General features: G+C 45.0%; 15 protein-coding genes. 12 read left to right on the top strand and 3 right to left on the bottom strand.

Annotated elements, in window-relative coordinates:
- Positions 1-10 precede the first annotated feature (10 nt).
- The 5 genes from hpnE (at position 11) to IE103_RS13420 (ending at position 8,112) form a co-directional block, all read left to right on the top strand.
- Positions 11-1,402, top strand: a complete 1,392-nt coding sequence (hpnE, locus tag IE103_RS13440; protein ID WP_229827282.1) for a hydroxysqualene dehydroxylase HpnE — start codon at positions 11-13, stop codon at positions 1,400-1,402.
- A gap of 94 nt (positions 1,403-1,496) precedes the next feature.
- Positions 1,497-2,375, top strand: a complete 879-nt coding sequence (locus IE103_RS13435; RefSeq protein WP_189346635.1) for an alpha/beta hydrolase — start codon at positions 1,497-1,499, stop codon at positions 2,373-2,375.
- Between the two features lie 329 nt (positions 2,376-2,704).
- The gene (locus tag IE103_RS13430) at positions 2,705-5,350 is read left to right on the top strand and encodes a TonB-dependent receptor (protein ID WP_189346634.1); all 2,646 of its coding nucleotides are present in this window, start codon (positions 2,705-2,707) and stop codon (positions 5,348-5,350) included.
- A gap of 461 nt (positions 5,351-5,811) precedes the next feature.
- Complete coding sequence (locus IE103_RS13425; RefSeq protein WP_189346633.1) at positions 5,812-7,392, top strand: sensor histidine kinase; 1,581 nt, start codon at positions 5,812-5,814, stop codon at positions 7,390-7,392.
- Between the two features lie 66 nt (positions 7,393-7,458).
- On the top strand, positions 7,459-8,112 hold the full coding sequence (locus tag IE103_RS13420; RefSeq protein ID WP_189346632.1) for a response regulator transcription factor: 654 nt from the start codon (positions 7,459-7,461) through the stop codon (positions 8,110-8,112).
- A gap of 41 nt (positions 8,113-8,153) precedes the next feature.
- On the opposite strand, the gene IE103_RS13415 is transcribed toward IE103_RS13420, so the two are convergent.
- Positions 8,154-9,386, bottom strand: coding sequence for an extracellular solute-binding protein (locus IE103_RS13415; RefSeq protein WP_189346631.1), 1,233 nt, complete (start codon positions 9,384-9,386; stop codon positions 8,154-8,156).
- Between the two features lie 337 nt (positions 9,387-9,723).
- Between IE103_RS13415 and IE103_RS13410 the strand changes: the two genes are divergently transcribed.
- The gene (locus IE103_RS13410) at positions 9,724-10,974 is read left to right on the top strand and encodes a DUF5009 domain-containing protein (RefSeq protein ID WP_189346630.1); all 1,251 of its coding nucleotides are present in this window, start codon (positions 9,724-9,726) and stop codon (positions 10,972-10,974) included.
- A gap of 109 nt (positions 10,975-11,083) precedes the next feature.
- Here IE103_RS13410 and IE103_RS13405 read toward each other — a convergent pair whose 3' ends face one another.
- A complete protein-coding gene (locus IE103_RS13405; RefSeq protein ID WP_189346629.1) occupies positions 11,084-11,722 on the bottom strand; it encodes a hypothetical protein in 639 nt (212 codons plus the stop codon).
- A gap of 223 nt (positions 11,723-11,945) precedes the next feature.
- On the opposite strand from IE103_RS13405, the gene IE103_RS13400 reads away from it, so the two are divergent.
- The 6 genes from IE103_RS13400 (at position 11,946) to IE103_RS13375 (ending at position 17,766) form a co-directional block, all read left to right on the top strand.
- On the top strand, positions 11,946-12,536 hold the full coding sequence (locus IE103_RS13400; protein WP_189346628.1) for a DUF6882 domain-containing protein: 591 nt from the start codon (positions 11,946-11,948) through the stop codon (positions 12,534-12,536).
- Between the two features lie 78 nt (positions 12,537-12,614).
- Positions 12,615-13,205: an SAM-dependent methyltransferase gene (locus IE103_RS13395; RefSeq protein ID WP_189346627.1), complete on the top strand. Its 591-nt coding sequence runs from the start codon at positions 12,615-12,617 to the stop codon at positions 13,203-13,205.
- Positions 13,206-13,374: 169 nt separating this feature from the next.
- Positions 13,375-14,460: a type 1 glutamine amidotransferase domain-containing protein gene (locus IE103_RS13390; protein ID WP_229827281.1), complete on the top strand. Its 1,086-nt coding sequence runs from the start codon at positions 13,375-13,377 to the stop codon at positions 14,458-14,460.
- Between the two features lie 267 nt (positions 14,461-14,727).
- Positions 14,728-15,297 (top strand): GbsR/MarR family transcriptional regulator, encoded by a 570-nt coding sequence (locus IE103_RS13385; protein ID WP_189346626.1) that lies wholly within the window; start codon positions 14,728-14,730, stop codon positions 15,295-15,297.
- 39 nt (positions 15,298-15,336) lie between these two features.
- A complete protein-coding gene (locus IE103_RS13380) occupies positions 15,337-16,728 on the top strand; it encodes a cytochrome ubiquinol oxidase subunit I (RefSeq protein WP_189346625.1) in 1,392 nt (463 codons plus the stop codon).
- 3 nt (positions 16,729-16,731) lie between these two features.
- A complete protein-coding gene (locus IE103_RS13375; protein WP_189346624.1) occupies positions 16,732-17,766 on the top strand; it encodes a cytochrome d ubiquinol oxidase subunit II in 1,035 nt (344 codons plus the stop codon).
- A 1,350-nt stretch (positions 17,767-19,116) separates the two neighbouring features.
- Here IE103_RS13375 and IE103_RS13370 read toward each other — a convergent pair.
- On the bottom strand, positions 19,117-19,833 hold the full coding sequence (locus IE103_RS13370; protein WP_229827280.1) for an endonuclease/exonuclease/phosphatase family protein: 717 nt from the start codon (positions 19,831-19,833) through the stop codon (positions 19,117-19,119).
- Positions 19,834-19,873 lie beyond the last annotated feature (40 nt).

The raw sequence follows: 19,873 nt of genomic DNA, 5'->3' as shown, positions 1-19,873 counted from the left end.
GCCCAAGTCTGTGAAGAATCAATCCAAATCAAAAAGAATCGCGGTAATTGGTGCTGGTTGGGCTGGTTGCGCCGCTGCGGCGACCTTGTGTCGGCAAGGCCACCATGTCACTCTAATTGAAGCTAGTCGTCACTTAGGTGGACGTGCCCGCGCTGTCGATATCCAAGAAAAAAAGATCGATAACGGTCAGCATATCTTATTAGGAGCCTACTCCGCCTGCTTAGAGTTAATGCGATTTTTAAAAATAGACTTGCGAAGCGCCCTATTACGCCTGCCCTTGCAAATGGTGTACCCAAAGCAAACGGGGATTGAATTTATTACCGCAAAATTACCGGCACCTTTACATCTCTTATCAGCATTGCTAACGTCAAAAGGGCTATCGCGCGCAGATAAAATGGCGCTAGCAAGATTCTCAACCACGGCGCGCTGGATTGATTGGAAATTAAATCACGACTGCACCGTCTCAGAGCTATTGCAGCGTTACGAGCAAACCGAAAACCTATGTCGCTATATTTGGAATCCACTTTGTATAGCTGCATTAAATACACCACCTGAACGCGCATCGGCGCAAGTGTTTCTCAATGTACTGCGAGATAGTTTAGGTGCAAAGCGCGCTGCATCGGACATGCTGATTCCACGATTCGATCTCAGTCGTCTATTACCTAAGGCATGTGCCAACTTGGTGCTTGAATCTGGCGGAGAAGTCGTACTTGGCGTGTCGATTCAATCGATCACAACACATTCATCAAATCAGTGCAGTCTCGCACCTTTACGTGTCGAAGGAACTGACGGACAAGCACAAATCGCTAATCAGCGATTTGATGGCGTGATTATCGCCACTGGTGCAGAGCAAGCTAAGCGATTGTTTTCATCTACGCCTTCAGCAGATCAAATTGGCAGTGATGAGCAGGCTGCCTCAACCCACTCCATTCTCAATACCACGTTTGAATACGAACCCATTACTACGTGCTATTTGCAATACGCAGCAAGCTGCCGACTCGATCGACCGTTTTACGCCTTAGCAGATAATCCGAATCAACATGCATGGGCACAATTTATTTTTGATCGCGGACAATTAGATCCACATCAATCAGGGTTAATGGCAATTGTCATTAGTGCCTCTGCAGCGGCAATTGCGCAACCAAGCTCAGAATTGATCAAAGCGGTATGCGATCAACTTGCACAACAATTGCAAAGTGAAGAATTAAGGCAACCGATCTGGTCGCAAGTCATTACCGAAAAACGTGCGACGTTTGCCTGTTCACCTAATCTGCTAAGACCGACTAATCGTACTGAGATCGCAAATATTATGTTGGCGGGTGATTACACCGCCAGTGACTACCCTGCCACCTTAGAATCGGCAGTCAGAAGCGGCGTACTCGCGGCACAAGCATTCAAATAGATATCGATTACGCGTAGTCGAACAAAGTACTGCGTTTGACGATGACGCGCCCTATCTTCTATTATTGGAATTCAATTTTCTATTAGGAGAAATAATGCAAAAGATGCGTCTAGGTATGTCGATTTTGATGCTTGCGATGTTAGCTGCTTGCAAAAGCGTCGTGATCGAAGAGTCACAATTTATTCGACCTGATAGCGTAGTGCCTTATCAATCTAAAGGAAAGTTTGACAGCAAAGCCTTGGCAACACTATTGCCAAATGCAGCACTGAAAGATGATCAAATTGCAGTTGATGAACGCGTGCAATTAAACGGTTTGAGTGTAAAACACGCACCAGCCACGGTGACGGTTTTATATTTCGGTGGAAATCGCTCACACATCGATGATGCTGCCAAAATGCTTAGTCAACATGTAGCAAGCTGCCCGATCAATTTTGCGATGTTTGATTATCGCGGTTACGGCCGCACTCCCGGTCAGCCAAACACAAATAATCTAAAAGAAGATGCTTTACGAATTTATGATTATGTCAAAGCCAATACGACTGGCCCTCTTCTTGTTCATGGGCATTCGCTAGGCAGCTTTATGACCGCCTATGTCGCACAAAATCGCGCCGTCGATGGCATCATTTTAGAGACGACGGCAACCAAAGTGAGCGACATACTTCAACTACGCACACCTTGGTATGTGCGTCCATTTATCCGCTTTGAAATCGTTCCTAGCTTAATGGAAATCGACAATGCCAAAGCACTGGAAAAATTTTATGGAAAGAGTTTGGTGATTTCGGCAGAACATGATCAAACCACGCCACCCGAATTGGGACGCGCTGTTTTTGATGCAATTCCAGCGCAAGAAAAGCAACATCTTTTCGTCAAAGATGCCGGACACAATAATTTATTAAGTAAAAAGGAAGTACAAACCGCCTACTGTGATTTTGTCCGCAGATTTCATTCTTCGGCATCGGCTACTAGCAATTAATTACTTACACATCCACTAGACATCTCCTTCCTGCTTCACTTGCGACGCAAATCGTCTTCGCGTCGCAAGACTTTTCTCCCATTTCGACCAATAAGAATCTAAGTAATATCACTTAGATCCAAGAGTAAATTTCTCAATTGCGGCACATCGTCGAAACCATAAAACTACGACAAGCCTCATTAACAACAATTTAGCCTGCACATTTGTTGTCGTGAGTCTTGCATCGAGCGTGTTGGGGAGTACAAACGGCTCGATATTTGATGACATCCATTATTTTCGAGAGAGCTAAAATGCCCCGTCTTATTCAATTTCGTAGATCCCGATCGATAATGTACTTGGCGATCGCCAGTGCTTTCACATTATTCGCATCTCAAGCTGATGCGCAAGAGACTTCAAACCAGCAAAGCAGCAACACAAAAGTCGATGACAAAAGTAGAGATACAATTCCTGAGGTGATCGTCACGGCAACGCGACAAGCAACTTCATTACTCAAAGCACCGGTCGCAGTCAGTGCACTAAAAGCAGAAGATTTGATCCGTTCCAATGTCAAAGAACTGCTAAATCTCAGTGGTGCGATTCCCAATGTTCAATTCGGATTATCTAGCGCCGATTCTGGTGTTTTAGTTTCGATTCGAGGCGTGACTTCTACCAACTTTACGGAAATTGGCGATCCTGCCGTTGGTATCCATATTGACGGTATTTACTCACCCAGACCGCAAGGCTCGTTGGCACTAATGTTCGACCTCGATCAAGTCGAAGTTTTGCGCGGCGCGCAAGGAACACTGTTCGGCCGTAACTCCACCGCAGGGGTAGTCAACATCCTTCCCGCAAAGCCAGAATTTAAAACCAATTATGGTTGGAGCTCTTTAAATCTCGCCAACTACAATGGCAAAGAAGTACGTTCCGTGTATAACTTTGGGATTAGCGATAATTTTGCGTTACGTGCCGCCGTCATGGTGGATAAACGCGATGGCTACATCAAACAAGAACGTGATCTAATTGATCGCGGTGTACTTTTGTCAGATGGTAATGGTGGCGCTAAGTTTACGCCCGACGGCAAACCTGACGTTGATCAACGACTAAATCGCGAGCTTTCACCTAAAGATTATTACACCAACTCAAATCAATGGGCGACGCGTCTAACTGCACGCTGGGCAATTGATAAAGATCTCGAATGGACTGGCGGCTTCGAACATTATCAAAATTCTGGTGCTGGTGAAGTTGGATTAAAAGACTGCAAAATGGCGGCAGGTACACGCTTTGCCTGCGGTCCGCAAGGTCAGTGGTATGCCAAAATTAATGTGCCTGGCAAACTCGATATGAGTATCACCACGTACCGCAGCAACTTAGTGTGGAAACTATCACCACAAACTGAATTGGGCTACAAAGTCGCTTACGCGGTACAAAAGCGAGAACAACATCATGACGATGATGGTGGGCAATCGTTTCTCGCTGAAGATGTTGGCGTTATGGAGCCTTGGGGCAACTGGGGCGCGCAACATGCTTTAGATTGGGCAAGTTATACGCTCGATTCCAACTATCGCTCTTTGGTCAATGAGCTTCAAATTAAACAAAATTTCGATCAATGGCGCTATGTTGCTGGTCTCTTCAATATGTCAGAAAAGAACGCCATCAATTTCGCGCAAGACAAATTAATTGAAGCCCCTTGGGGTATGCCGCATGCACAATTTTATGCGCAACCAAATCGCCAAGTCCATTCAAAAGCACTATTCGCGCAAGCCGATATCAAGCTTGCAAATCAATTGTCAGCGACAGTCGGTTTCCGTATGAGCAAAGATAGTCGCGAAGATATTGGAGGCGTTAGCGCTGGATTATGGAGCGCGGATACACCTTGGTATTACAACGGCAAATATGTTCCAAAAGCGGCGGGTACCGGCACACCACATAACGGTACTGACTTCACATTTGGGATGGGACCATTTGCCGGCGTCGGTGTATTCCCTAGTCCAGTAGTCAATACGCACAAGGCAAGTTGGGAAAAACCCACCTATCGTCTTGGCCTACAGTATGACATCGATAAAGCGAGCATGGTGTTTGCGTCTGCTGCAACGGGTTATCGCCCAGGTGGCTTTGGCGATAAATTTGATACTTGCGGTGGTGGCACTTGTATCGACGGCAGCACACAAAAGTATAGCTACCTTGAATACAATCCAGAGCTCACCACTAATTTTGAAGTCGGTTACAAAGGCCGCCACTTCAATAATAAATTAGACCTGAGCGTGGTTTATTTTCATACCAAATATGATGATATGCACGTCACTGGCATGAATGCAGTTGGTCAAAGGAAATTACGTGCTGACGAAACTTGCCCAGATTGGAATCCAGCTTGTGATGTGGTGACCTCCTGGAAAACCGAGAATATCGGAAATTCACGCATTCAAGGTTTAGAAATCGAATATAAAGCGCGGCCATGGGTAGGAGGCACTTTATCCGGCTATGCATCAGTGCTTAATTCGAAAGTCTTATCCTATCCAACTTATGACGACAATTGGATGTGTGGACATCGCCAAGAGTTCGGCGCGGAAGCCTGCGCTCCGCTCTATCTCGGTAACGATCCAAGCAAGCGCGGTCGCGCGATACGTGATGTGACCGGCAATCAATTGCCAATGGCACCTAAATATTCTTATGCCATCAACTACTCGCATGACTTTGCACTGGATAACGGCTGGGTAATGACGCCATCCATAGGCATGCGCCATCAAAGTCGTATGTACTTTACCGTTCGCAATCTCGACAATCGTGTGCTCGGCGATTATCAAGATCCTTACACCAATTGGAATGCTTCGGTAAGACTCAGCGCCCATGATGACAAATGGAATATTGAGTTATGGGGCACCAATCTTAGCAACAATATTGTGAAGAATTGGATGGGACAAGGCAATGCAGGGGGGTACACCTTCAATAGCTATAACCCACCAAGAATGTTTGGTATCCGCGGCACTATCAATTACTAACATCGTCATTAAGTTTATTACAAAGATTACGGAGGGTGAAACAAATAGCGAACCATTATCAGGTTCACACAGCGCTTCCCCCAGGGCGTTCTACCAATTAGTTCCGTTTGCTGAGTCTCCCCCATTGCCCCAGCAAAAAGGACTGGATACAGCAGCACCAGTTTTAAAAGAACTAAGTAAGTTGACGAACTGGCTTTACACGGCAAATTTCTCGACGAGATTTGCCGTCTTTTTTTATTTCTGGAGCAAATGAACATGGCCACACATCCATGGCATCAAAGTGATACGAGAAATTCAAATCTAGTTCTTGTGCTTTGCCTAATTCATTACTGAATGCTAGATTATGAAATATAAAAATTATCAAGAACTAAAAGTCAGGGAAACCTCGCTATAGATCAGGAACAAATATGGCATTGCTGCGACATCGCTTTTTCCAAAATCGCTGGACTCTATTAGGAATAATGTTATTCCTAACGGTGGGCTTGTTCGCATCGAGTACCTTAGGTTGGCTTTGGTATGCAGACAAACGTGCTTCCGCGGCGAGACAATCCTCACTCGATCTACTTTGGATGGAACAGATCATTAGCAATAAGCTAGGCACGCAACAAGTTATGTTGCAGAATTGGGCCTTAGATTTGCGGCCTGACTCTAAACAATCTCGCGCCGAATTCATTCAACGAGCAGATGAACTGATTAAAGAAAATCACGCGATTCTCGCAGTAGAGATCGTCGATGAACAAAATCAGCGCTTAATTGGCGCACCACAATTTGAAGAAAGACCCAAACAACTTCCGCCATTAAGCGATCCCTTGGTGCAAGATGCCATTCATCAAAGTCGTAGCCAAAATTCTGCAATTTATAGCCGAGTGATCGAACAATTTGCGCCGCTTTGGGTGTTAGCCCTTCCGAATAGCAATGAACAACATCCACTACACCGCATCATCGTTACCTATGACTTAAACAAACTACTCACGCAAGAAGTGCCTTGGTGGTTTGTGCAGCGTTACGATCTCAGTTTGGTCGATGAAAACGACAAACAGTTATCGCCAAGCGAAGGCGGCATCGTCAATCACCACCAGCAAAGCAATCGCATCGACTTCGGCCCATCCGGTAGTGGTTTGTCACTCAAAACGAGTGTACGTACAGTACAAAACTTCGACAATTTGCTCATTGGCTTAGCCGTCGCAGTCTTGTTATTCGGGATATTGATTATCTGGCTATTACGCCTATTACAACGTTGGATTAAAGAACGTAAAGCGGCACAACAAGCCTTACGTGAGCGCGATGTCTTGTTACAGCACACCGCACATCTATCGAGCTTGGCTGAGTTTGCGTCTGGAATGGCGCATGAATTAAACCAACCACTGGCAGCGATTGCCAACTATGCAGCCGCTGCGGAATGCTTGATAGAAGCGAATGAAATTGATTCCCCCAAAATAAAGCAGGCAGTAGAAAAAATGGGAGAAGAATCCAGACGTGCGGGAAAAATTATGCATAGCATGCGCAATCTCATTCAGAAGAGTGCAGCACCGCATGAAATGTATTCACTATCACGACTGCTGCATGAAGCAATCGAACTAATTGAAGTACAGGCCAGGCATCTACATATACGAATCGATTTGATGTTCAATATGGACGACACACAAATTCGATGCGATGCGGTGATGTTAAAGCAAGTGCTATTTAACTTAATGCGCAATGCGCTTGATTCGATGAAAACAGAATCGATGAAAAACGAAAAAAATAAAATCGAGCATCCACATCACAAACTAGGCGAACATCCGCAAAAGCTTTGTCTAGTTATCGAAAGAAACGATCGTCATATTGAATTTAGCGTAGTGGATCAAGGTGAGGGAATACAAAACATGGACAAACTATTTCAAGCCTTTTACACCACCAAATCCGACGGTATGGGCTTTGGCTTGGCGATCTGTAGAACCGTCATAGAAAATCATGGTGGAAAAATCTGGGCAGAAAATAATCCGAATGGTGGTGCCACTTTTCGATTTAGATTACCGCTAGAAACCGAACAAACACCATAAGTTGCACCAACACAGATAAGTTAAACATATAAAAAATTGAGTAGCAATTCAAAAGGGGAAGCCGAAATGTCACAAAGTAATCCAGTAGAACATCAAGCGAATATTGCGATCATCGATGATGATCCAAGTGTACGCAGTTCATTAGTGATGTTGCTCGAAACACGTCATTGGAAAACCACCGAATTCGAGCGTGCGCAAGATTTTCTTGACCAAGCGACTCCGACTGATTTTAACTGCCTCTTAGTGGATATCAGAATTCCAGGAACCAATGGATTGGAATTATTTGATGAACTGATTCGACGTAGCAAACTGCATCGTCTTTACCTACCACCGGTTATTTTTCTTAGTGGTCATGGTGATATTCCGTTGGTTGTTCGCGTACTGAAACAAGGAGCGGTCGATTTCTTAGAAAAACCGGCAGATCATCGTAGCATTATTGATGCGATTAGCCGCGCTATTGCCACCGATGAAAAAGCCAGAGCCGAACATCAAGGACAAGCCGGTTTACTGAAAGAAATCGCAGAATTAACACAAAGAGAGCGTATGGTGTTAACCGAGATCGTGGCTGGTTATTTGGGTAAGCAAATCGCCGATCATCTTTCTATCAGCCCTAAAACTGTTGAAGCACATCGACTACATATCTGCCAAAAATTAAATGTCAGAACAAGCATGGAACTCGTCGCTAAATTGCGCGACATTCCTCCTAGTCTGTGGCAATAAGTCAGTAACAAAGTAATCAACAAATCGGGGGCTCATTTCGTTCATCGGCGTTCACCGAGCAAAATCACATTGGCTTGTCGCGAGGCTTGCTCAAGATTGCGTTTTATAAGCGCTTGAGATTGCGCACCTTGTTGCCCACTCACCGTTGTCACAATTTTGGCGATGTTGGTACGAAACACGCTCTCTAACTGAGCCCAAGCTGGAACCACTGGATAATGCCGCCCTAGGCTTACCTGTTTTACAAACTCTGCATAATGCGGATCTTGCATCAGTGAGGGATCATATAAAGCATCGAGTCGTGCTGGCAACATACCAGATAGTTGACTGAATTTGACTTGCGCTCTCTGTGACACAAGATACTTGAGTAAATTCCATGCTTCCTCTTTGTTTTTCGATGATCGCATCATCGCTAAATCCGACCCGGAGAAGAAAGTTTGATTGCCTTTAATTCCTGCTGGATAAGACGCAACACCAAAGTTTTTGGCCGCGACCGTGCCCATCTGACCGCCCTTTGATTTTGGTGTATTGAACATCTTTAACACCCAAGGCCCACTAAAAATCACCGCGTATTGATTCGTAAAAAAACCAGACTCAATTTGTACTGAATCTTTCTCCAGCGCAGATAGCGGTACTAATCCCTCGTTCGCAAAGCTGGTGTAGAAGCTGATAGCCTGCATCGTTTCCGGTGAAAATATACTGGCTGACTTTCGGTCCGCACTCAGAAAATCTCCGCCTGCATTCCAAATCCAAGGCGCGATATTATGCAAAATATCGGAATCATTTTTACCAGGATAACCGAGCGCAGCAACTTTTTTACCTTCGAAGTCAATACCATTTATTTTTTGCATCGCTTGCTTAAAACTACCCCAATTCGCAAACGCTTCATTTGGCTTCACACCCGCTTTTTTAAATAAATCGCTACGATAATAAGCAACCCGTGCACCGGCATACCAAGGAATAGCAAATACTTCACCTTGATTATGTTGATGCGTAGTAACCCATAAGGCAGGAAAGAAAACCTTGTCACCACCTACCTCTTTTTGTTGTTGCAAGCTGATAGGCTCTAAAGCGTTTTTTGCGGCAATTGCAGCTATCCAAGTGCTACCTAACTCCACCAAATCGGGCCCTTGTCCTGAATCTGCCGCGGCACTAATTTTGCTCCAAGCATTCTCCCAATTTATCACCGTCACATTAACTCTTAGATGAGGATTGAGCACTAAGTAGGGACGCAATATTTCACGCATATCCTGCTGAGGCTGTGCCGTAGTGGACATAATCCAAATATTTAGTTCAGATGATTTCGCCCATGTATTCGTTGTGCAAAACGATACGAGAACAAAAATCACCGCCATTAGAATCTGTCGCCACTTATTGAAATGCGCTAATTTCATATGTCTAAAATAGATCAAAAGAGATGTGTAGTTTGCACCAAAATCGATTTCATGAAAACGAACACCTGATCAACTAAGTACATTTACCTAGAACAGAAGGTAGTTCTATGCATTGTCGTTTTAACTTGCTCAAGGTAAATTTCTGCTTGGAACTATTTCATTGTGCTTCGTCACAAGAAATTGCCGCATTCCTCTTCCAGTATTTTGAAAGTTTCGTTTCATGCTAAAACCCATCAACACCCTAAAAAATCAAAGGGTGATTTCCATTGACGCTTTTCGCGGCATCACTTTTTTGATCATGATTATCGTCAATGAACTAGCCAGCGTCAGTGGTATTTCTGTATGGCTCAAGCATATGCCTGCCGACGCTGATGCGATGAGTTTTCCCGATATCGTATTCCCCGCCTTTCTATTTATCGTTGGCATGTCGATTCCATTTGGTATTAATCATCGGATTGCACAAGCTCAAACCCGGTGGCAATTAAATGTACATATTTTTTTACGTGCGCTCGCATTGATCATCATGGGTTTGTTTATGGTGAATGCTGAGAGTGGCTATCATCAAGCATCCATGCCGATCTCGATACAAGCTTGGTCGCTCTTGTCTTATCTGGCTTTTTTGTTGATTTGGGGCGTGTATCAGTTTAAACATGTACTGATCAATCGCATTCTGACCGCGACTGGCGTCATGTTGCTTGTGGTATTGGCGCTCATTTATCAAGGAGGAGAAAACGGTACACAGAACATGACACCACAGTGGTGGGGCATCTTAGGCTTGATCGGTTGGGCCTACTTGATTTCATGTGGCATTTATCAACTGTGCCGCGGCCAACAAAAACTCTTACTCTTTTCCGTCTTTATTTGTACTGCCTTTTATGTACTAGTACACAGCGCTTACTTTGCTCACTTCATTGAAAATAATCATGCCATCGCTTCTTTATTGAAGATCATTGCCAGATTAGATGGCCATGCCGCTCACAGTAGCATCGTGCTCTTAGGTGTGATTTGCACCTTAATTTTCTTTGAAGAAGACTCAACCATCAGCCATTCAAAAAGCGAGTCAAAAAGCGAACCAAGACGATTCATCAATGCGGCGATTTTATTTATGATACTCATACTTGCCGCAACTGCCTTACGACCAGATTTCAAGATCTCGAAAATCTATGCAACACCTTCATGGTGCTTCTATTCCGCAGCAATTTGCATCGCTGTATTTGGTTTCTTATTTTGGCTGATTGATTTACGCAAGATACAAAACTGGATGATTGCGATTAAACCAGCAGCAATCAATCCGCTCGTCTGCTACTTATTGCCATTTGCAATCGAAGCCATACTCCAACTCGGCGGCATACAATCACCTTTGCGTCGATTTGAGGCCGGGATGGGAATATTTGCAGCTTTGTTTTACTCGCTACTAATTATGTTCTCAGTACATGGGTTAAACAAAATTAATTTTCGAATCAAATTCTGAGTTGGTCGGCGTGATAAAACCTAAGATGCAAATCAAGATCAGGCTGAGCAAATGATCAAAAGCATGCGCCCTACTCATTTGCATGCCCCTAAATTAATCCATCGATTAATCAATCGATTGATCCATCGCCCGATCCACCAACTGATGGCGATTCATCGCTGCCTTCATTCTGTGTCGGCGCAGCCTGTTTCGATTTCCATTTTGAATAAAAATACGCACTGCCAGCAACGGCACCCGTCACCGTCGCCGCCGCGCCGATAACAGGGGCGGCGGCAACCACGATAGGCGGGCCAATAATCGCTGCACCAGCAGCAACGCCAGCGGCAATCCCCAAGCCCATCGAGACGGTTTCTGTTTTCTCTTTGATTTCGAGGTGATTTTCTTCCAGCTTTTCGTCTATCTTTTTGACGCCATCGATCACATGCGTACTAACCGCCTTTGCACTCTGCGTCGCTGTATCTGCAATTTGCAAACCGCGCTCCTTGACTTGCTCGACGATTGCTTGCGTGGTTTCGTGCTCAATCACATTACTCAGCGATTGATGTACGGATTTGCTCGCGGCGATAGCGATTGAGCTGGCGGCGGCCGATGTCTTATTGATGTTATCGACATTCACGACTTGCGCTATGCCTTGCGTTAGATCTTTTGTTAAATCTTGCGCTTTAGATTGCACTTGCAGTAATCCGCGACCAGCACTATCGGCTGACTGCACGGCCAATTGACTCAGCTTTTCTAAACGATCTTTCATACACATCCTCGTAAATAGCACCATCTAGGAACCCGCAATTCTAAAGGCTAACAGCTAGCAAACAACGGGAAAATCCAACAATTTGTACCATATACTTCTACCCCATTCCGCAAAAACACGAATCCTATTCAACGAAAATCCTGCTGTTATAATGTGTAATGATCCATTTTTTGTCAGATCCATCGATAAGTTTTTGATTTGACTAGGTTTTTTATTAGCAATTATGAGCAGAATTCTTCACTTTCTTCGCAATCTTTTACCAGGCTTCAAACCTGCCGAGGTTTCTCCCCAAACGCAAACCTTTATTAATCATGCACATGAGGAGATGCTCAATCAACATCAAGAGCATGCGGCAAATTGGAAATATGGCAAAGAAAAAGGCTGGTCTGCGGATTTAGAAGCCGGCATCATCGTGTTTCAATTTGCTGGTGATAAAACGGGTACCAGCCATTTTCAAACTGTTGGCATCTATGATGAGGCAAGCCAATCCTTTACTTGGGCGTGGGCGCAACGATCTTTGCCTTCCTCACTCCGCAATCATGCAACGATGGCGAAACACTGGGGACAAGCGCAAGGTCATCGCGCGTATAGCACCAGCAACATCGTATGTAGTATGGACGATGCTTGGAAGTTTGCTGCCGTGACACAAAAACTTGCGGGAGCGCATAGCGTTTATCGCGGTCGCGTTGGCAATCGTTATATTTTTATGACCACCGAAGAAATCCACATCAATGACGCGACAAGTCCGATGAACACTGCATCATCAGACAAATCGCCAGCTTGGAGCAAAGGACGGCATCGTCCTCGTTGGTAAATCTCTGGTTATAACAATCTTGATCAAACGATCAAATCAAAAACTGCCCTCCCTTTCTTTCGCCACATTCAAACAATTATGCTCATCCTCACTATTAAACAAGGCAAAGAAAAAAGTTTGCTCGACGGCGATCCTTGGATTTATCTCTCTACAATTGAACGCGTCGACGGCAAGTTTCATGAAAAAATGAAGTCTGGCGCCACGTGCTTAGTAAGATCATCAAAGTCCGAATTCTTAGCTCGCGCAGCATGGAGCCCCAAGTCACAAATTCGCGCCCGCGTGTGGACTTTTGATGAAACAGAAGCGGTTGACCATGCTATGTTTAAACGACGTATTCATGCCGCACTGGCAAAACGCCTACCACTCATTACGAAGCCTGATGTAAAACTAGGTAAGCCACAGCTGCTCATCAATGCAGAGGAAGATCAACTGCCGGGCCTGGTGGTTGAATATCACGCAATTCAACAAGGCTTTCTTGCCTGTCAATTTCAAGCTGCCGGCGTGGATGCATGGAAGGTCGCCATCGTCAAAACCCTGATTGCAGAAACAGGCTGCGGCAATGTGTACGAGCACACGGATTATCTCGTGCGCAAAGGCGAAGGTCTGCCCGGTGGTTCTGGCGTATTAGCGGGTGATGCACCACCCGCCAACTTATCCAGTCTACTTTAAGCCGCCTCCGCAAATGAGAATTGACGGAATCTAGTAGCCTGGTCATTAAACTACTCAGAACAAGATCGCATCAAAAAGAAACTTAGTCTAATCACAAAAATTCTTATTTTTTCACCTTTTTTTCACCAATCTACAACTACATTAACCATCCAATTTATTCAATGGAGGAATGATGATGTGGAAGAAAATAGGTTTGGGATTGATCGCAGCAGTCGCAAGTATCGTTGCCGTGCTCGTGATCTCGGCGATCTGGTTAAGTAGCTTGCTAGACCCAGACATCAACACCGATTTATTAAAAACCAGCAAGCCTAGCGACATAGCTTATCTGCGCGATTCACTACCCGCTACTCGCGGTAAGATTCTCGCGGTCGTTACCAGCACTTCGCAAATCGGTAAGAAAAAAATAGGCTATGAATTAACGGAACTGGCACGCGCTTACTACGTGTTTCAAGCCAACGGCTACCAAGTCGATATCGCCAGCCCACAAGGTGGGAAAGCACCAGCGATATTAGACGATGACGACATGGCTGAGTTTGATTATGCCTTCTTGAACGATACCGTTGCGGTCAACAAAATCAACAATACGATACCCTTAGCAAATGTCGACGGCGAGCAATACGATGCCATCTATTTTGTCGGTGGCAAGGGCACGATGCTTGATTTCCCGAACAATCCACACATACATCAATTGGTGAAGCATTTTCATCAACAGCAAAAACTCATTATCGCAGTCTGTCACGGCCCCGCTGCACTCAGTCTAGTCAAATTAGCTGACGGCACCGCCTTTGTTAATCAAAAAAGAATCAGTGCGTTTACCAATGAAGAAGAATTATTTTTGATCCCCAATGCGAAAGAACTATTCCCTTTTTTATTAGAGGACAAACTGCGAGCGCAAGGTGCAATCATCGAAAAAGGACCACGCTATTTGCAACAAATCAGCCAGCATGACAAGCTCATTACAGGTCAAAATCCGTGGTCAGTATGGGCAATGGCAGAAGCAAGCATAAGAGAACTTGGATTTCAAACTCTTCCACGTGAAAGAACCAGTGAAGAGATTTCTGTTGATATTCTCGGTCACTACGAAAAACACGGCTACGCAAAAACCAAGCAATATCTGCAGCAGTTTCAAGCGAATTCCATCAAACGAAATTTGATTGCAATGCATGCACTAGTCGCGGCAATGTCTTATCAACCAGCAAAAGTGATCGAGCTGATAGGCTTGTTGCGCGCGGCAAAGGCGCTGGCGACAACATAGACAAATGACCAAGCTCTAAGTTAAGCCACAGATCAAGATTACAAGCAAAGAACACGGCTCCTCTCACACCAAAAGAGTGAGTCGTTTTGTACTACTTAGCGCAGTTTAGTGCGAATCACCACACCATCCTTCAATAGCTAGTTTTTAGAGTACCTCCGCACAAATCGCAAAATCGGGCGAAAAAAACGCGAAAAAAATAATCATGCTATATTTCCTGAAAATACTGGAAATTCAAAGATTACTGGAACTACAAATAAGGAATAAACCATGAGCATCAGTCCGACCAAAGAAAAATTTATCTCGCATTTCGGTGAAATGGGCAGCCGCTGGGGCATTAATCGTACCGTTGGGCAAATTTATGCACTCATTTTTCTCAGCGAAAAACCACTATGTGCCGATGAAATCGCCGAGCAATTAACCTTTTCTCGTTCGAACGTCGGCATGAGTCTGAAAGAACTACAAGCATGGCGCTTAGTGAAGTTGGTGCACATCCCCGGTGAACGCCGCGAGTTTTTTGAAGCACCCAAAGATGTGTGGGAAATTTTCCGCAATCTAGTGGAAGAGCGTCGCCGCCGCGAAGTAGAGCCAACCTTATCCATGCTGCGCGAAGCCTTACTTAAAAACGATGCGAAAGAGGATACGAAGGATGACGAAAAATATGCGCTGGAACGCATTCAACAAATGCACGACCTAATCGAACTCACCAGCGCGTGGTTTGACGACGTTGAAAAGCTGTCTCCGGAGACGCTACAAACCTTGATGAAAATGGGCTCCAAGGTCGTCAAGTTGATTGAGTTTACGGATCGACTACGCCTTGACAACAAGTCAAAAAATTAGTCGCTAGCTCGCTATTTCAAGAGAAGAAGAGAACCCATCATGTCAGCAGAACTTGCAAGCACTTTCGACCCCATGCTGTTAGCGCGCATTCAGTTCGCCGCCAATATCAGCTTTCATATTTTATTCCCCAGCATCAGCATCGCACTTGGCTGGGTACTGGTGTTTTTCAAATGGCGCTACAACATTACCAAGGCAGAACATTGGCAACGCGCTTACTATTTTTGGGTGAAAATTTTCGCCCTCAGTTTTGCGTTAGGCGTGGTCAGTGGTATCACCATGAGCTTTCAATTTGGTACCAACTGGCCGGGCTTTATGGAAACTGTCGGCAACATCGCCGGACCACTCCTCGCCTATGAAATTTTGACGGCGTTCTTCTTAGAGGCGACTTTTCTTGGCATTATGTTGTTTGGTCAAAAGCGTGTGGGAAATCGACTCCACACCATCGCCACGATCTTGGTCGCCAGCGGAACTACGCTCTCGGTGTTTTGGATCATCGCATTAAATTCTTGGATGCATACGCCAGTCGGCTTTGAGATGATCAATGGCCAAGCGCATGCAACCAGCTGGTTACAGATTATTTTCAATCCATCGATGCCCTATCGTTTTACGCATATGATGCTGGCATCAGGTTTAACCGTTGCATTTTTAATTGCGGGTATTAGCGCTTATCGCTACGTACGTGGCGGACGCAGTGACGACATTCAGATTGGTATTAAAACGGGTGTCACATTAGCGGCGATACTGGTCCCTTTGCAAATCCTCGTTGGTGATTTACATGGACTGAACACCTTACAACATCAACCAGCAAAAATCGCTGCGATGGAAGGAATTTGGGAAACTCAGCAAGGTGCACCCGCAGTCCTGTTCGCGATTCCCGATCAAACAAATCGTGTGAATAAAGCTGAAATTGCGATTCCAAAACTAGCCTCGCTTTATCTCACGCACGACCTCAATGGAGAACTCAAAGGGCTCAATGAGTTTGTCGGCAAGCATCCACCAGTAGCACCCGTCTTTTTCGCGTTTCGCGTCATGGTCGGTGTTGGCTTGCTGATGTTGGCGATATCTTGGCTGGCCTGCTGGTTTGTTTGGCGCAAACCAGCTTTACCAACGCTCGTTTCACGCTCTTTGATTGCAATGAGCTTTTCCGGTTGGATTGCTTTGCTGGCAGGTTGGTACACCACCGAAATTGGTCGTCAACCTTACTTGGTACAAGGTGTCCTCACCACTGCAGAAGCGGCAGCCAAAGTGCCTGTCCCTATGCTAGCGAGTTCGCTAGCGATGTATTTAGCGCTATATGTTTTTTTGATTATTTCGTACATCTCTGTCGTCTTTTATTTAGCCCGCAAAGCAGATCGCACGGATTCGACAGCTAATTCAGCAGCAGTAGCGACACCAACAACGCCAACATTCACCACCACACTTAGAGCGTAAATCATGATCACCCCACTCTACCCAGATTTATCCCAAGCCGCAGGTTGGCTACCACTCGCCTTTCTCGTCGTTATGGGCTTAGCGATGTTGGCCTACGTGATTCTAGATGGCTACGATCTCGGTGTCGGCATCCTGATGCGCCATGCGAATGATGCGGAAAAAGACATCATGATCGCCTCTATCGGTCCCTTCTGGGATGCGAACGAAACTTGGTTGGTATTAGGCGTCGGCATTCTATTGGTCGCATTTCCGACTGCACACGGGCAAATACTAGGCGCGCTGTATTTTCCAGTCGCGATCATGTTGCTAGGGTTAATTTTGCGCGGCGTGGCTTTCGATTTTCGAGTAAAAGCCCACGCACAAAATAAACCAGCATGGAACCGCGCCTTTCATATCGGCTCCATCCTCGCCGCCTTTTCACAGGGCTTTATGTTAGGTATGTTGGTATTGGGATTTCAAACCAGTTTTTGGAGCTATGCCTTCGCTAGTTTGATTGGCTTATGCTTAATGGCTGCTTATTGCCTATTAGGTGCAACCTGGCTATTGATGAAATCAGAAGGACAACTACAAATCAAAGCAGCAACTTGGGCAAGACGCAGTTTATGGTTAGCAGGCGTTGGCATCGCCACCATCTCCATCGTCACGCCATTTGCCAGCCCCAGCATTGCGGAAAAGTGGTTTAGCTTTCCTAACTTTATATTGCTATTCCCTATCCCAATGATCACTGCCATTTTATTTTGGTGGATCGATAGAATCTTAAAACGCCTACCCGCGCAGTTAGTACAAGCGAACCAACGCTGGATTTGGACACCATTCGCCAGCACCGTAGGAATATTCTTCTTGGCATTTCACGGCTTGGCATACAGCTTATTCCCTTACCTCATCATCGACAAAATCACGATCTGGCAGGCCGCAAGCGCACCAGAATCTTTGATGATTATTTTCGTTGGCGCATGTATCGTTCTTCCTGTCATCATTGCTTACACGGTGATGGCTTATCGGATATTTTGGGGTAAGGCGACTTTGCTGGAATATTGAGAGCGTTCATCTCACGAGCAGGATTAGGTCCAAGGTCGAGTCAAAACTAAGCTCCCTTCTCCCGCAGGCGGGAGAAGGGTTGGGGATGAGGGCGCTTGAGTTACTACGAGAATAATTTGTTGGGGATAATATTCAATAGTTTTGATTTTTGGCATTGGAATTGCGTTCGCAAGTTCATTAAGTTCACAGGTCGGGTGTGGCCCGACAGCCAATTACCTTTTTTGCTTCGCCAAAAAAGGTAATCCAAAAAAGGCGACCGTAGAGTCTCCACTGCGCTGCTTGCAAGCAGCTTAGAGATTGATGGCGCAAAGCATACTTTGCGAAACCCCATCAATCTCCCCTCGGGTGCTTACGCTGCGCTTCAGCATAATTTGTGCGTCACAAAAAAATGGGAAAGTGTTGAAACTGTTCTCAGGAATGTTCGCTTGCAAGCGAACATCGTTCCGCAGGCGAGGCGCATGCGCCTCGAATTCCCTGCTCCACCTCAGACAACAACACTTTCTTATCCATTTTCTGTGAGGCACAAATTACATCGTCTCAAACGGGGGTAGATCAAAAACAAAAGCAACGACCTACAACTGGTAATAGAAGAATGTTCGACCGTTGATGCTGATTGTTTTGGTGTTGCTTTTGACTTTGCTTTTGACTTACATCCACTTCTGACACTGCCAATTGTGCGGGACAAAAAATGGATAAAGAAAGCTTCGTTGTTTGAGCGTAGCGAGTTTCGAAGCTTTCCCATTTTTTGTCTTGCACAATTGGGAAGCCGAAGGCCAGTGGCAGCGTGGTCGCCTTTCTTTGCTTACTTTCTTTGGCGAAGCAAAGAAAGTGAGTGGCTGTCGGGCCACTCCCGACCTGTGAACGACGAGCGTGTTTGCAGGTAAATATTTGGATAAAAATCGAAGGCTTCGGAGCGAATAAAAATGGCTATTTTCGCGTGGGCAAAAATACCTGCCCACCCTACTATTCTTTACGGTTGATAATGTATGTTTTGCTGTTGCTGTTGCTTTTGACTTTAACGCCGTTCCACTTCTGACACTGCCAATTGTGCAGGACAGAAAATGGATAAAGAAAGCTTCGTTGTTTGAGCCGTAGGCGAGTTTCGAAGCTTTCCCATTTTTTGTCTTGCACAATTGGGAAGCCGAAGGCCAGTGGCAGCGTGGTCGCCTTTCTTTGCTTACTTTCTTTGGCGAAGCAAAGAAAGTGAGTGGTTGTCGGGCCACACCCGACCTGTGAAAGATGAGCACGTTTGCAAGTAAATATTCAGATAAAAATCAGTGACTTGCGCGCGAATAAAATTGACTATTTCCGCGTGGACAGAAAAAGCTGCCCACCCTACGAAACTTTCGTCTAATTTTTGCGAGCGTTGATAGTAAAAACCAACGGAATATGATCACTAAATTTTAACCACTCTTGCGGCGAAAATAACTCCACCACATTCTCATTACAATCAAACAGGTCATCAGTCGCAAATGCGTAATCGATGTGATATGGCTTTTCGAGTTTTTTCTGTAGAAAAAAGGTTGGTTTTGACTCTTCACCTTGCAACTCTCCAGTAGCACGATGATAGAGACTACTCATATTGACTTGCTCTAACTCACGAACCACATCACTATGATTCCACCATCTATCCCAAACATCCCAAATTTTATTACTATTAAAATCACCGCAAAGTATAGTCGGCTCAGCAAACTTTGACTTATGCAAGCTCAGGTATTTCCATAGCTGACCAATATAAGCAAATGTTGGAGAGTTCGCCTGCTTTGTCCAAACACCAATTAAATTAAATGAATTATTGATTCGAACAGGAAGAAATAACTCCAAGTTATTACTAGCCCAATCTAAGCTTATCAAGTCAATTTCTTTAGTAGCAAAAATCGCCAAACCACGATTTTTATTTGTACCAATCCAACGATAATTTGTTGCCCAGTCTTTGAATTCTCCAATGACGAACTCTGGATTTTCACACTCTTGGATAATGTATAGATCAGCATCAAGTTTCTCGACTTCTCGAAACTTTTTTCTAAACGCACCATTACAATTCCAAGTAACAATTTTCATGTTCATTAAAATTCCAGAATATTTAATGCCAATAAATCTCTCCGCG

Origin of the sequence: Affinundibacterium macrobrachii (assembly GCF_014652415.1) — a bacterium.
GTDB classification, from domain to species: domain Bacteria; phylum Pseudomonadota; class Gammaproteobacteria; order Burkholderiales; family Burkholderiaceae_D; genus Undibacterium; species Undibacterium macrobrachii.
Note: the sequence above shows the minus strand (reverse complement) of the source record. Positions and strands in the feature narration are given on the sequence as shown.

Bases quoted from the DNA above. Each gene is read 5' to 3' on its own strand.
- IE103_RS13420 (WP_189346632.1), top strand. From the start codon at position 7,459: ATGTCACAAAGTAATCCAGTAGAACATCAAGCGAATATTGCGATCATC.
- IE103_RS13370 (WP_229827280.1), bottom strand. From the start codon at position 19,833: ATGAACATGAAAATTGTTACTTGGAATTGTAATGGTGCGTTTAGAAAA.
- IE103_RS13395 (WP_189346627.1), top strand. From the start codon at position 12,615: ATGCTCATCCTCACTATTAAACAAGGCAAAGAAAAAAGTTTGCTCGAC.
- IE103_RS13405 (WP_189346629.1), bottom strand. From the start codon at position 11,722: ATGAAAGATCGTTTAGAAAAGCTGAGTCAATTGGCCGTGCAGTCAGCC.
- IE103_RS13430 (WP_189346634.1), top strand. From the start codon at position 2,705: ATGTACTTGGCGATCGCCAGTGCTTTCACATTATTCGCATCTCAAGCT.
- IE103_RS13435 (WP_189346635.1), top strand. From the start codon at position 1,497: ATGCAAAAGATGCGTCTAGGTATGTCGATTTTGATGCTTGCGATGTTA.
- IE103_RS13410 (WP_189346630.1), top strand. From the start codon at position 9,724: ATGCTAAAACCCATCAACACCCTAAAAAATCAAAGGGTGATTTCCATT.
- IE103_RS13400 (WP_189346628.1), top strand. From the start codon at position 11,946: ATGAGCAGAATTCTTCACTTTCTTCGCAATCTTTTACCAGGCTTCAAA.
- IE103_RS13385 (WP_189346626.1), top strand. From the start codon at position 14,728: ATGAGCATCAGTCCGACCAAAGAAAAATTTATCTCGCATTTCGGTGAA.
- IE103_RS13380 (WP_189346625.1), top strand. From the start codon at position 15,337: ATGTCAGCAGAACTTGCAAGCACTTTCGACCCCATGCTGTTAGCGCGC.
- IE103_RS13375 (WP_189346624.1), top strand. From the start codon at position 16,732: ATGATCACCCCACTCTACCCAGATTTATCCCAAGCCGCAGGTTGGCTA.
- IE103_RS13390 (WP_229827281.1), top strand. From the start codon at position 13,375: ATGATGATGTGGAAGAAAATAGGTTTGGGATTGATCGCAGCAGTCGCA.
- IE103_RS13425 (WP_189346633.1), top strand. From the start codon at position 5,812: ATGTTATTCCTAACGGTGGGCTTGTTCGCATCGAGTACCTTAGGTTGG.
- IE103_RS13415 (WP_189346631.1), bottom strand. From the start codon at position 9,386: ATGTCCACTACGGCACAGCCTCAGCAGGATATGCGTGAAATATTGCGT.